This is a genomic window from Paenibacillus zeirhizosphaerae, from assembly GCF_030705605.1.
Taxonomy (GTDB): Bacteria; Bacillota; Bacilli; order Paenibacillales; family Paenibacillaceae; genus Paenibacillus; species Paenibacillus zeirhizosphaerae.
Map to the genome: position 1 here is coordinate 67074 of NZ_JAPCKK010000016.1, position 12280 is coordinate 79353.

Annotated in this window: 10 protein-coding genes; 2 read left to right on the plus strand and 8 right to left on the minus strand. The window is 46.2% G+C overall.

The annotated features are described in order from the left end of the window. Positions 1-26: 26 nt before the first annotated feature. Together OIN60_RS10135 and OIN60_RS10140 are read right to left on the minus strand one after the other, a co-directional pair. Positions 27-3224, minus strand: coding sequence for an alpha/beta hydrolase (locus OIN60_RS10135; RefSeq protein ID WP_305754755.1), 3198 nt, complete (start codon positions 3222-3224; stop codon positions 27-29). Continuing rightward, positions 3211-3978, minus strand: coding sequence for an ABC transporter ATP-binding protein (locus tag OIN60_RS10140; protein WP_305754756.1), 768 nt, complete (start codon positions 3976-3978; stop codon positions 3211-3213). Before OIN60_RS10140 ends, OIN60_RS10135 begins: the two co-directional genes overlap by 14 nt. Before the next feature lie 179 nt (positions 3979-4157). Between OIN60_RS10140 and OIN60_RS10145 the strand changes: the two genes are divergently transcribed. Both OIN60_RS10145 and OIN60_RS10150 read left to right on the plus strand, forming a co-directional pair. Then, on the plus strand, positions 4158-4829 hold the full coding sequence (locus OIN60_RS10145; protein ID WP_305754757.1) for a response regulator transcription factor: 672 nt from the start codon (positions 4158-4160) through the stop codon (positions 4827-4829). After that, complete coding sequence (locus OIN60_RS10150; RefSeq protein ID WP_305754758.1) at positions 4826-5878, plus strand: sensor histidine kinase; 1053 nt, start codon at positions 4826-4828, stop codon at positions 5876-5878. Before OIN60_RS10145 ends, OIN60_RS10150 begins: the two co-directional genes overlap by 4 nt. Before the next feature lie 79 nt (positions 5879-5957). Here the strand turns inward: OIN60_RS10150 and OIN60_RS10155 are convergent, their stop codons facing one another. From OIN60_RS10155 to fsa, 6 genes are all read right to left on the minus strand, one after another. Next, positions 5958-6731: a hypothetical protein gene (locus OIN60_RS10155; protein ID WP_305754759.1), complete on the minus strand. Its 774-nt coding sequence runs from the start codon at positions 6729-6731 to the stop codon at positions 5958-5960. A gap of 147 nt (positions 6732-6878) precedes the next feature. Next, the gene (locus OIN60_RS10160; RefSeq protein ID WP_305754760.1) at positions 6879-7691 is read right to left on the minus strand and encodes a hypothetical protein; all 813 of its coding nucleotides are present in this window, start codon (positions 7689-7691) and stop codon (positions 6879-6881) included. After that, on the minus strand, positions 7688-9070 hold the full coding sequence (locus OIN60_RS10165; RefSeq protein ID WP_305754761.1) for a sensor histidine kinase: 1383 nt from the start codon (positions 9068-9070) through the stop codon (positions 7688-7690). The genes OIN60_RS10160 and OIN60_RS10165 overlap by 4 nt, the downstream gene beginning before the upstream one ends. A gap of 71 nt (positions 9071-9141) precedes the next feature. Then, positions 9142-9801 (minus strand): response regulator transcription factor, encoded by a 660-nt coding sequence (locus OIN60_RS10170; protein WP_305754762.1) that lies wholly within the window; start codon positions 9799-9801, stop codon positions 9142-9144. Between the two features lie 278 nt (positions 9802-10079). Continuing rightward, a complete protein-coding gene (gnd, locus tag OIN60_RS10175; RefSeq protein ID WP_305754763.1) occupies positions 10080-11495 on the minus strand; it encodes an NADP-dependent phosphogluconate dehydrogenase in 1416 nt (471 codons plus the stop codon). Between the two features lie 118 nt (positions 11496-11613). Beyond that, complete coding sequence (fsa, locus tag OIN60_RS10180) at positions 11614-12279, minus strand: fructose-6-phosphate aldolase (RefSeq protein WP_305754764.1); 666 nt, start codon at positions 12277-12279, stop codon at positions 11614-11616. Between the last annotated feature and the right edge of the window lies 1 nt (position 12280).

A 12280-nucleotide genomic window follows, 5' to 3' on the forward strand; every position in this document is an offset into this window, starting at 1 on the left:
TGAGGCTTACCAGAAAAACTATTAAACTAAGGCTCCACGAACCGAACCTCCGGATACGGAGTTGTGGAAGAATCAAATAAAGGCTGATTCGCTCCCTTGAGATGAAGATCGAAAAATGCCGTAACATACTTTCGTTGCGCATCCAGCACCTGATCCGGGTCAGCACTGCCGATAACTTGCTGCAGCACCTGCGGTGACATACTTAGCTTGCCGTCAAGGGCAGGCAGCAGATATTGATAGTCCGTGAATGTGTAATGCGCGCCGCCAGGAATACTAATATCCCGCTTCCAACCGTTCGAATTTTGCCAAAAAGATTTGCGGTCTGGAGCCGTAAGATGAGAATCGACCTCTCCTTCATCGTTGTAGCCGCCATTGATCAACAGAAACGGACGATCAAGACCATGTTCTGCTACAGGCAGCGGATGATCCGGCATATAACCCATCGTTCCGTCCATGTCGATCCCGGCATCCAGCCTGCTGTCTTCATACATCGTCTGAGCCGCCGTAGCACCGCCTGCGGAATGTCCAAATATGCCGATTTTTGAAAGATCCAACACGCCTTGAAGTCCTGCAGGCAACGTGCGTCCCTCATAGTCAGGGTTGACACCATCATTCAGATTGGCGAGCTGATCCAGGACAAAACGCATGTCGTTTACCCTAACATCCAACATTTTCAGAATGCTGTTAGCATTGATATCCGGCAATTGTCCTGTTTCCACACGTCCGTCCGGAAAGGCTACAACGGAGGCATCATAGGTATGATCCACGGTAACGACGATATATCCCCTGCTTGCCAGCTCTTCGACCAATACAGTACCAAGTGTTCTGGGAACCGAGCCTCCCGGTGAATATAAAATGACCGGCCAGCCGCTCTCGTTCCGGGCCACAGGCACATCCAGCCATGCGTGGGTGTTAACCCCCGCCCAGTTGATACGCCCCGGATCGATCCCCACGGCGCTGACCGTCTCCTCGTCATAAATTCTGGCTGCTTCCGGATGCATGTAAAGCGCAGGTTGACTGCCTACCTTCTCGGCAGGATACCAGATACTGACCATCAACTCTCGTTGTTTATCCTTTTTCCAGGGGTCGGGACGTTGTTCGTCCACGAGGTGCAATTCTGCCGTTCCGACGGGATATTTGCCTGTTGGCTTTGGCAGCTCCAGTTGAATTTTCGCGCCTGTATTTGCCTTTTCCTGCGGGACACTGCCCTCTAATCCGACAAACATACCGCTGATGACCAGTACACCGACGAGGAGGATGGCGACCCAACCCTTCACCATACGGGCTGATTCTCCAAGAGCCATTCCATTAATGGCATTTACCGTTAAAGCGAAATAAATAGCGTAGATCAAAATAAAAACAGCGGCGCAGATTAAAAACGGCAGCGTTAAATCAACTCCAGCGAGTGAACTGAACAGTCTTATCAGCAACTGAAGGATCACCATGTAGTGGGCCAGTGCCACCGCCAATGGCAGAAGGAAAACAAACGCATTTTGCTTCAGAATGGAATGTCTGATTTCCTTGCTGCTGACCCCGAGCCTGCGCAGAATCGAGTACCTTCCTGTATCTGCCACCGCCTCACTCACCTGCTTAAAATAAATGATGCTGCCGGTGGCCATCACAAAAATCAGACCGAGAAAGCCGAGAATAAATACGTTGAAGGTGGCGTCCTCAATCCCTAACCGGTACTCGGAATAAAAGGTCAACAGCTTGGATTCAGGTGTTTTCACGACTGCAAGCAGATCAGCGGTTGTTTTGGTTGTCTTTTGCTGCTGTACAATATAGCCGATGTACTTTTCAGGAGAAATTTGGCCCTCCAGAGTACGGAAAGTTTCTTCATTCACGATAATCATCACGTCAGGATAACTCCAATTCAGCACCCGCTGTACGGTCATACCCGCAAAAGATAAGGTTTCGGGTCCTTTCGGTAGCTGGAGCGTGATGCTCTCTCCCTCATAATCCGAACTTTCACGGTCCGTGTACAGCGGCTGGATAGCGATGGCCTCCGTTTCTCCTACAGAATTCAGCTGTGGAACACCCAGCGCCTGAGCAGCACGGTTGTACTCAGCCAGTGAAATTACCTTGATGGGGCGTTCATCCGCTTTCGCTTCTTTCTCGCTGAGGATCTGCGGCTTAGAGGCCTCGCCCTGCACCTTGATGACAGGTATCGTCATCTTGTGGTCAACCGGGTGCTCCTGATCGCTGCGGATGATTTTATCTGCCGTTTGATTAAAATGATCATCCTGTGCAATAAACATATAGCTGAAGGGGGCTGCCAGCCTTGACGTTTTCTCAAATCCGTAATACATGCCAAAGCCGATACTGAATGCGCATAATGCTGCCGCCGACAATAAGGAAATGACGCTTAACATTCGTGCATTGCCTTTGATTCGATACACAAGATTCGACGTGCTGACCAAATTCATGCCTTTGTAATAGCTTTTCTTTCTGCGTTTGGTCAGTTTTAAAATAAAAATTACGAGCGAAGAAAACAGCAGCACGGTTCCAACAATAATTCCGCCAATCATGACTCCCAGATTCGTGAGAATTTCTTTGCTGTCGGAGAAGCTCCGGAATGCATAGACATATGCCGCAAGAATACACAGGACGGCAATAATTGCGGATATCCAGGAGGCTCCGGGTTCCTGTTCCCCTTCCTGTTCCGCTCTGAACAGCTCAATAAGCTTAAACCTATAGACCAAACGATAGCTCTGGAACGATGTAATCAAAAAGATCACCGCAAACACGACGATGGTATTCAAAACGGCCGCAAGCGAAAAATTCATCCCTACCGCTGTGGCGGACCCGAGCAGTCGTAACAGGATCATGGCAAATAACTTGGACAAGAACGCCCCCAGCGCAATGCCAACGAATAAAACGACAATACCCAACAGCAGATTTTCATAAATCAACAGGTTTCTGACCGTTTTTTTAGGCAGACCCAGTAGTAAATAGATTCCTGCCTCTTTCTTGCGCTTTTGTGTAAAAAATTGATTTGAATAGAAGATAAACACGGCCACAAATAATATGAGAATAACGGATGCCGCCATAAATACAGATTTCATGCTTTTCGACGATTCAATGCTCTCCGCGATTTCGGTGTTATGCTGCAGAGACACAAATGTGTAATAGATAACAACACTGAACAGCATGGATACGAAGTAAACCAGATAGTTTTTGAAGTTCCCGCGTATATTTTTCCTGGCAACATCAAACAAGGTCACTGCTGTTCCCTCCCAACACGGTGAGCACATCCAATATCTTTTTAAAAAATTCCTTGCGGGAAGTGCTCCCTTTGACCAGCTCACTGAACATAGCTCCATCCTTGATAAATAACACCCGGCTGCAGTAGCTGGCGGCAAAGCTGTCATGTGTTACTATCAAAATGGTCGCCTGCTCCTGCTCATTCAATTCCTTCAAGCTTTCCAGCAGTTCCGTGGCTGCCCTGGAGTCGAGCGCACCCGTCGGTTCATCGGCCAGGATCAGGCGGGGCTTCGTAACCATGGCACGTGATGCTGCCGTGCGCTGCTTCTGTCCGCCGGAAATCTGAACCGGGTATTTGTCCAAAATGGAAGCGATCCCGAACCGTTCGGCTATTTGCCGAACCCGCTGCTCCATCTCGGCCGCATTTTGTTTGGCCAGGGCCAGAGGCAGCAGGATGTTTTCTTTAACCGTCAATGTATCCAGCAAATTATAATCCTGAAAAATGAACCCGAGCTTATCCCGGCGGAACGCGGACAATTCCTCCTCCCCTAGTTGCAGGATATCGTCCCCATCAATCCGGATCTCCCCCGAAGTTGGCTGATCGATGGTCGCCAGTATATTAAGCAGCGTGGTTTTGCCGGAACCGGATGCCCCCATGATGCCGACAAATTCACCTTCTTGCACCGTCATATCAATGCCATGCAGCACATGCAGCACATTTCCTTCGGCACCAAACGCCTTTTTGATTTGCTTAGCTTCCACAATGGTTCTCATTTTTCCCATGTCCTCCGCTTCAAAATGTTGTTGCTCTTAACCTTGGTCCTATCCTATCATCTCCGAAGCAGCGCTGCCTTTGAACAACCTTGCAATGCTCGAAGACAACCTTACATTTTTGTAAGCCTGCTTTTATATAAAAGCAGTGGTGATACAATGGTTCTATGGGAGGTCAAGACATGAAAATCATGATTATCGAAGACGAGCCCGTTATCCGGGAGCAACTGGTTGAAACACTTGAAAAATGGGGTTATGAGGTCATCGCCTTGGAAGACTTTCATCAGGTGCTGCAAGCCTTTCTTACGGAAAATCCCCATCTTGTGCTGCTGGACATCAATCTGCCAGCGTTTGACGGATACTACTGGTGCAGCAGAATCAGAGAGGTTTCCAAGGCGCCAATTATGTTTCTTTCCTCCCGTACTACGCCTATGGATATGGTGATGTCGATGAACATGGGGGGCGACGACTTTATTGCGAAGCCATTCTATGAGGAGGTGCTGATTGCAAAGATCAAAGCTCTCCTCCGCAGAACCTATTCCTATAGCGAAACCTCTCCGAACATTATTGAGCACGATGGGGTCGTACTGAACCTGAACGATGGCTGCATCATCAACGGAGCAAGGAAAACCGAGCTGACTAAAAACGAATTTAAAATTCTGAAAAATCTGCTTCAGCATAAAGAAAGCATCGTCAGCCGGGAAAAGCTCATGCGCAGCCTGTGGGAAGATGAAAGTTTTGTAGACGATAATACCTTAACGGTTAATATAACCCGTATACGCAAGAAGCTTGCAGAGATCGGAAAAGAAAACTACATCACCACCATAAAGGGAGAAGGGTATATCATAAAATGAGCCTCCTACACTATCTTGAACAGAAACGTTTCTTTTTATTGTTTTACCTTGGAATCGCCTTGTTTGTGACTTTGATGATCGCGGTTTGCAGCAGCCCGGACATGCTTGTGGACAATATCGTGTATACGAATCTGGGCTGTGCGTTGCTGGCGGCTGCCTACATCATCATCGGCTACTTTTACCGGAATGCTTTTTACCATGAACTGCAGGACATGCTTCATATGAAGCAGCAGGATATGCTGGCCGTACTTCCGCAACCCAAAGACCCTGAGCAAAAGCTGTATCTACAGCTCCTGAAGGCAGTACTGGCCATGCAGTTGAAGGAGCTTGAGCAGCTTCATGCAGATAAAAAGGATCATCAGGATTTTATAATGTCCTGGATTCATGAAGTCAAGCTCCCCATAACCGCAAGCCGCCTGCTCATCAGCAATAGCTCAGGCAAAAGCGCAGACTATTTGGCGGACAAATTCGAGGATGAGCTGGGCAAAATCGATAATTTGGTCGATCAGACGCTCTATTATTCCAGACTGGATTCCTTTTCCAAAGACTACTTGATTGCGGAGGTCTCATTACACAGTGTCGTCAAAGAGAGCATCCGCAAACATTCCAAGCTATTTATACATAAACATATCCAGCTTAATCTGTGGGAAGAGCCACAGAACGTGCACACCGATAGCAAATGGCTGGGGTTCGTGGTGGATCAGATTCTCTCCAATGCTTTGAAATACACGAGGAACGGCGGTACGATCTCCTTTTCCTATGCAGAAACCACCAGGGAAAAACAGCTGCATATTCATGACACCGGTATCGGAATCAAACCTGAAGATCTTCCACGGGTATTTGATAGGGGCTTTACCGGCTTTGCTGGAAGAAGCTATGCAAAATCTACCGGGATGGGGCTTTACCTTGCCAAAAATTTAGCCTTAAAGCTCGGGCATGATCTGTCGATTCAATCCAGCGAAGGTCAATCCACAACCGTGACGATTCATTTTTTCAAAAACAGCAGTTACCATAACGTGTGGTCAACCTCACCGGATTCCTCTGCCTAACCGCTATTCCAAAGCTTTGCCATTTCAACAAATAAACCCTTTCACTTCTTTGCCAGAAGCGAAAGGGTTGAATCAAGAGTTAGTATTCAACTCCATGAATCCATTGCAATTTTGAATACTGCTTCATGGGGATTCCTGTGGTATCAAACAAACTTTTATCATCAACATATTTATGCTCATAAGCAACAGAGTATTGTTGTGTTTTGATCCCTTTATATTCAGAGTATGCTTCCAATTTAACAGGCAGTCCGGTAGCTTCGTCGAGCTGAGCATATTCATTGATGACCACTTTACTGCCTTCCGGCTGGATATCGTCTTCCAGCATATTCTGACCAGAAAGCTTGATTAGCTTCTTCCCGTCCTGTGCTTCCAGAAGTCCTTCATGTTTCCACCCTGTTTTGGCAAATTCGGCTTTACTGTCGGCAAAGGATGTCCATGTATCAACACTCAGCTTTTCCTTTTCTGACAGTTTGTAGTATTTTCCGCTTATAGCCTTCCCGTTTTTATCTCTTGCAACCTCTACCCATTTCGTTCCGTTTTCTTTTAAGTACTGACTGATTGGATGGATTGTTCCATCCTCTTCTTTGGCCATCATGTCGATCCTTTTGTCGTGAGTTACAGGATCTACCCACGTTTCTACCACCGCATTCACACTGCCGTCATCAAGGTAAGAGATCTCCTTGGTATATTCAATACGACTTTGCGTTTCTTTGTTTGCAGACTGAAGTCCTCCAGTTTCTTTGCTTGTGGACTGAGGTCCTCCGGTTGCAGGTTCTGTTGCCATTGCAAATGCTGCAGTTGAAGTAAGCGCCAGTGATGCCATCATTGTGGATGCGATCAATAATCGTTTCAATTCAATAATCTCCTTTAAGCAATTTAATTTTGAATCAGATTCTTTATATTAAAACCACAGATACGGCCGTTCTGTAATGTTACTTTAACAAGTGACTGTATCCAGGACTCATCATAATCCCATCTTTTTAGCATCATTTATTCGTTTTTATTGAAAAGACCAGGAGATGGTCAAGCTTTTTTTGTCTTGGGCGATGAGAAATGAATATACGACCGTTTGGTTGCCATCGGTATAATCATGTACTAATGCCATGGCCATACCGGATGTTCGATCATCAACGGGATAATCCTGATCTGATTCCTCTGACATACTGTTCAAAGGAGGGAACGGCCCGTTATCATTGCTATAACCGCCTTCAGGTAATTTTCTGGCATGATCTGATTGCTCAAGGGAAAGCCCTATATAGTCTTGCCAATGAAGGTATGCATTGTCGTAATCCAAGACCAGGGGTTTGACGACCGATTCAATGCTCAGCTCGTAAATTTTATGGGTGTCCGCGTCCATCGTAAAAGAGATTCGATACTGGTTGGAATACATTGTCATGACATAGTAATTCACGACCAGGTCCGGCCTTGACGTATCAAAGCTGGTAAATGAAGATCCCTCAAATCCGGTGCTTAGGCCGTCTTCCAGAGCAGGAAGCAGCTTTTTTTCTCTCAGCGTCTGCAATTCGGCATAACATACGGCGTTGAGCTTTTCCAGGTCAGCTGCTGATAACTGCGCGTTCTGAACAACCACAATGTCTTTGGAATGAACACGTTTATCATAGAGAACGCGCAGTTTGTCTATCATACTATACTGCGTGGAAGGATTATTTTCTTGAGCTTTAATTTTCTGTAAATGGATTTGTCCCAGCAGTTGCTGATCATTGACTTTGGAAAGCAGTAGCGGAAATACTGCAGAAAATGCCATCAATAGAATGAGTACAAGAAATAGGGTCATGATTTTAAATGTTTTCATTTTCCGCACACCTCTTTAAAACGGATATATACGGAAGTCCCCTGACCAGGAACACTTTCAAAATCCATTTCGGCATGGTGCATTTCGATAATTTGTGAACATATGGTCAGTCCCAATCCTGCGCCGCCCTCTGCTCTGGAACGCGATTGATCCGCCATATAAAATGCTTCCGTGATTTTGGATAACTCTTCCGGCTCCATCCCTTTACCATTGTCCGTGATGATGATGCTATAACCCTTGTTGTCCATTTTACCCAGGAAACGAATACAACCCTCAGTCTCAATGGATTTTCTGGCGTTATCCAGCAGATTAAGACAAACCGTTTTCATCAAATCAGGCTCTATCAACAAATTCGCCTCATCCGCCTCCATGACCAGTTCTATCCCTTCGCGCTTGAGTATAGGTGAAATCACACTTTGCACGGATTCAAATAAATGAGACGCAGGAACCCTTTTCATGTTGAATTGCTGTTTTTTCAATACGATCAGATCCATTAATTTGAGCGAAAGGGCTTCCAGCCTTCTTCCTTCCTGAAAAATATGATTGGCATACAGAATCATCTGCTCCTGTTCAACGTTTCTCGAACGAAGCATATCGGCGTAACCGATAATCGAGGTCATAGGTGTCTTTAACTCATGGGCAAAGCTTGCAATAAAATGTTCCTGGCGCCGCGCAGCATCTTCCAGCTCCGCTACCATGTGCTCCAGGCTCCTGGACATATGGCGGAAAGCCTTGGCAAGCAAACCGATTTCATCATTACTGTCCTGGAAAGCCGGAAGTTTAAAATCCCCTTCAGCAATGCTCTTGGTTGCCCTGGCAAGTGTTTTGATCGGTTTAGTCAGCCAGTAAGCAACAAACAAAATCAGAATAAAGCTCAAGCCAATCATGCCAAAAATCAAGCCGTAAAAAACTTGGTATTGATTTTCCCTGCTTTTAAACAATGAGGTAATGTCCCGATAAGTTTCCAGATAGAAGGTTTCTCCGTCAGACACAATAGCGCTGGCAACCCTGATGAAATACTGTTCGCCTAGCGGCACCACTTCATAACCTTGCGTACTGTGATCTAGCCTTTTGATCAATTCATTGTCAAATCCCGGGGTTCCGGTGGTATGGATGGTTAGATAGTTACTGCTACTGATCCGGAATGGGACGGTCCCGTTAGAAGTACTCACGGTAATGGTCTCTAAAGCGCTTTTAATCAGACTATCCCGCAGTTGACGCTGCTCCAGTTTCGAAACAGCTTCATCGGTATAGAATGCGGCGGCACTTTGGTATGTTTTCGAAAGTTCTTTGTCCAAAGATGCTCTCAGAATATCATTTTCTTTGAGAGAATAGCCTATTTCCTGCTTTAAAGCAGATTGAAAGAGTGTGTTGATCATAATCGAGCTCCCCAGGCTGAACATAAACAAAGTAATAATGCTTGTACTGAAAAAAAACTTCCAAAAGAGCTTCATTGCTTCACCACAAACCGGTAGCCAATTTTGTATACCGCAACAATTTGTTCTTCCCAGCCCATCTTTTTTCGCAGCCTCTGCACGTGCAAGTCAACGGTTCGGCTGTCTCCCATATAATCATCGCCCCATATTTTTTCATAGATTTGTTCCCGGAAAAGGGCGATGTTTTTACTGCGAACAAAGAGTAACAGCAGCTCATACTCTTTCAATGTCAGTGCAATTGTGTCCTCTCCCTTTTTAACAATACGGGAAAGGGTATCGATAGAGGCATCTGCAATTTGTAAATAGCGTTCATTTTTTTTATTACGCCGTAAAACGCTTTCGACACGAGCCAGCAGCTCAATGATTTCAAAGGGTTTGCCTAGATAATCGTCTGCCCCCAGCTTAAGCCCTCTCACTCTCTCCTCTACACCCGCTTTAGCTGTAATAAAAATAACGGGAATATCCCGTGGTTTGATATATTCAAGCAGCTCATATCCATTGATTATAGGCAGCATAATATCAAGCAAAATCAGGTCATAGCTGTTTTGTTCAATCAGTTCAGCAGCTTGTCCTCCATCAAAAGCACAAACACAACGGTACCCGGCTTCAATAAGATTGATTTTAATGAAGTCGGATATGTTTTTTTCATCTTCAACAATAAGTATATTAATCATTCGTAGTTCACGTAGAATCCAAGTATCCTCTTTTTAGAGGTGGTTGGATTGCTTTCCTTTCTCCCGAATCCAATTTTGTTGGTTGGTTGCACCCATTGATTATACTTTAAAATTGCATCAAAATTGCATCAGCAGCAAGGCAAGAAAGTGATATTTCGTTGCATTTTCTTCATATTTATGGGAACCCCTTTATCCTTATAGAGACGAAAAAAACTCCTACAAATAATCACCGTTAAATCCATGATCATCTGTAGGAGTTTATTTTCATTTATCTATGCTCAGTTTTTATCCATCCACTGAAAGTGGAAGCTTCCTTCGCGGTCTGTGCGCTGGAAGGTGTGTGCGCCAAAGTAGTCTCTTTGCGCTTGCAGCAGATTGGCTGGCAGACGCTCGGAACGATAGCTGTCGTAGTATGCCAGTGCAGATGCGAAAGCAGGAACCGGAATGCCTCTTGTTACGGCAATCGCTACAACTTTTCTCCATGCTTCCTGATAGCTCTCGATCACGCCGCCGAAGTAGTCGTCCAGGAACAGGTTTTTCAGCTCAGGGTTGCGGTCATAGGCATCCTTGATGTTTTGCAGGAATCTGGCACGGATAATGCAGCCGCCGCGGAAGATCATCGCAATTTTGCCATAGTCGAGATTCCAGTTGTATTCCTCGGAAGCGGCTCTCATCTGCGCGAAGCCTTGGGCATAGGAAGCGATCTTGCTGGCATAGAGCGCTTTGCGCACAGCTTCAATAAGCTCTTGGGCATCGCCGTCATAGCTTGCTACAGCCGGGCCGTTCAATTTTTGGCTTGCTGCCACACGCTCTTCCTTCATGGCCGAGATGAAGCGTGAGAATACGGATTCTGTAATGATCGACAGCGGTACGCCCAGATCCAATGCGCTTTGGCTGGTCCATTTGCCCGTTCCTTTTTGGCCTGCCGAATCAAGAATCACATCGACCATCGGTTTGCCCGTATCCGGGTCTGTCTTGGAGAAGATGTCAGCCGTAATTTCGATCAGGTAGCTGTCCAGCTCGCCATTGTTCCATTCCGTGAAAATTTCATGCAGCTCGCTTGTGCTTACATTCAATACATCCTTCAGGATGTGGTATGCTTCGCCGATCAGCTGCATATCGCCGTACTCGATGCCATTGTGCACCATTTTCACATAATGACCCGCACCATCCGGTCCGATATAGGTCGAACAAGCGTCCCCGTTCACTTTGGCGGAAATGGCTGTCAGGATCGGCTCTACCAGCTCATATGCTTCCTTCTGGCCGCCAGGCATGATGGCCGGTCCTTTCAACGCGCCCTCTTCACCGCCGGATACACCCGCCCCGATAAAGCGCAATCCTTTGGCTGACAATTCTTTATTTCTTCTTTGTGTATCAGGGAAATAGGCGTTGCCGCCGTCAATCAGAATATCTCCTTCATCCAGGTACGGTACCAATTGATTAATCGTGTCATCGGTGGGCTGTCCAGCCTTAACCATGATTAAGATTCTGCGGGGCACTTCCAGCGATTGAACAAATTCTTCAACACTGTATGTACCCACAAAGTTTTTGCCTGGGCTTTCTTCCAGCAGCTCCTTCGTTTTTTCAGCAGAACGGTTATATAAAGAGACGGAAAATCCCTTGCTTTCGATATTCAAGGCCAGGTTTTTCCCCATGACCGCCAGGCCAACGACACCAATTTGTTGTTTGCTCATTGTTATATCCTCTTTTCGTCATTAATCTATTTTGAAAAGGCACTGCGCGGGCGGCATGTAACTTGACACAACCGCCGCGCCTGCCTGAGTTTTGAGAAAGGTCTTGCTTAATACAAATTTACTGCACTGCTTTTTTCCAGTCGTTTGCGAATTTCTCCAAACCTTGATCTGTCAATGGGTGCTTGGAGATTTGTTCGATAACGGAGAAAGGAACGGTTGCAATATGCGCGCCGGCCATAGCAACACGGGTCACGTGATCCGGATGTCTGACGGAAGCTGCGATAATTTGCGAATCCAGGTTATGAATGCGGAACAATTCAGCAACTTTGACAATCAACTGCACACCATCTTCCGAAATATCATCCAGGCGGCCAAGGAATGGCGACACATAGGTAGCGCCTGCACGGGCTGCCAGAAGAGCCTGGTTAGCGGTGAAAATCAGCGTCACGTTAGTTTTCACGCCTTTTTTCGTCAGGTAACGGCAAGCCTCCAGGCCGGCCAGTGTCATTGGCAGTTTGATGGTAATGTTTTTATCGTTATTATTGATTTTGATCAGCTCATCAGCTTGGGCAATCATCTCTTCCGCTGTCACTGCATCTGGTGTCACCTCTGCGGAAACCGATTCAACCTCAGGCACGGCCTGCAAAATTTCTTCAATGCGTGTTTCAAAGGATACGCCTTCTTTGACCACGAGAGACGGATTCGTAGTTACGCCCGACAGGACGCCAATTTTATATGCCTTTTTAATATCTTCCAGGTTTGCAGTATCCACAAAAAACTTCATT

Excerpts from the sequence above, each read along its gene's own strand:
- OIN60_RS10140 (WP_305754756.1), bottom strand. The coding sequence starts at position 3,978 with ATGAGAACCATTGTGGAAGCTAAGCAAATCAAAAAGGCGTTTGGTGCC.
- OIN60_RS10145 (WP_305754757.1), top strand. The coding sequence starts at position 4,158 with ATGAAAATCATGATTATCGAAGACGAGCCCGTTATCCGGGAGCAACTG.
- OIN60_RS10150 (WP_305754758.1), top strand. The coding sequence starts at position 4,826 with ATGAGCCTCCTACACTATCTTGAACAGAAACGTTTCTTTTTATTGTTT.
- OIN60_RS10160 (WP_305754760.1), bottom strand. The coding sequence starts at position 7,691 with ATGAAAACATTTAAAATCATGACCCTATTTCTTGTACTCATTCTATTG.
- OIN60_RS10165 (WP_305754761.1), bottom strand. The coding sequence starts at position 9,070 with ATGATCAACACACTCTTTCAATCTGCTTTAAAGCAGGAAATAGGCTAT.
- OIN60_RS10170 (WP_305754762.1), bottom strand. The coding sequence starts at position 9,801 with ATGATTAATATACTTATTGTTGAAGATGAAAAAAACATATCCGACTTC.
- gnd (WP_305754763.1), bottom strand. The coding sequence starts at position 11,495 with ATGAGCAAACAACAAATTGGTGTCGTTGGCCTGGCGGTCATGGGGAAA.
- fsa (WP_305754764.1), bottom strand. The coding sequence starts at position 12,279 with ATGAAGTTTTTTGTGGATACTGCAAACCTGGAAGATATTAAAAAGGCA.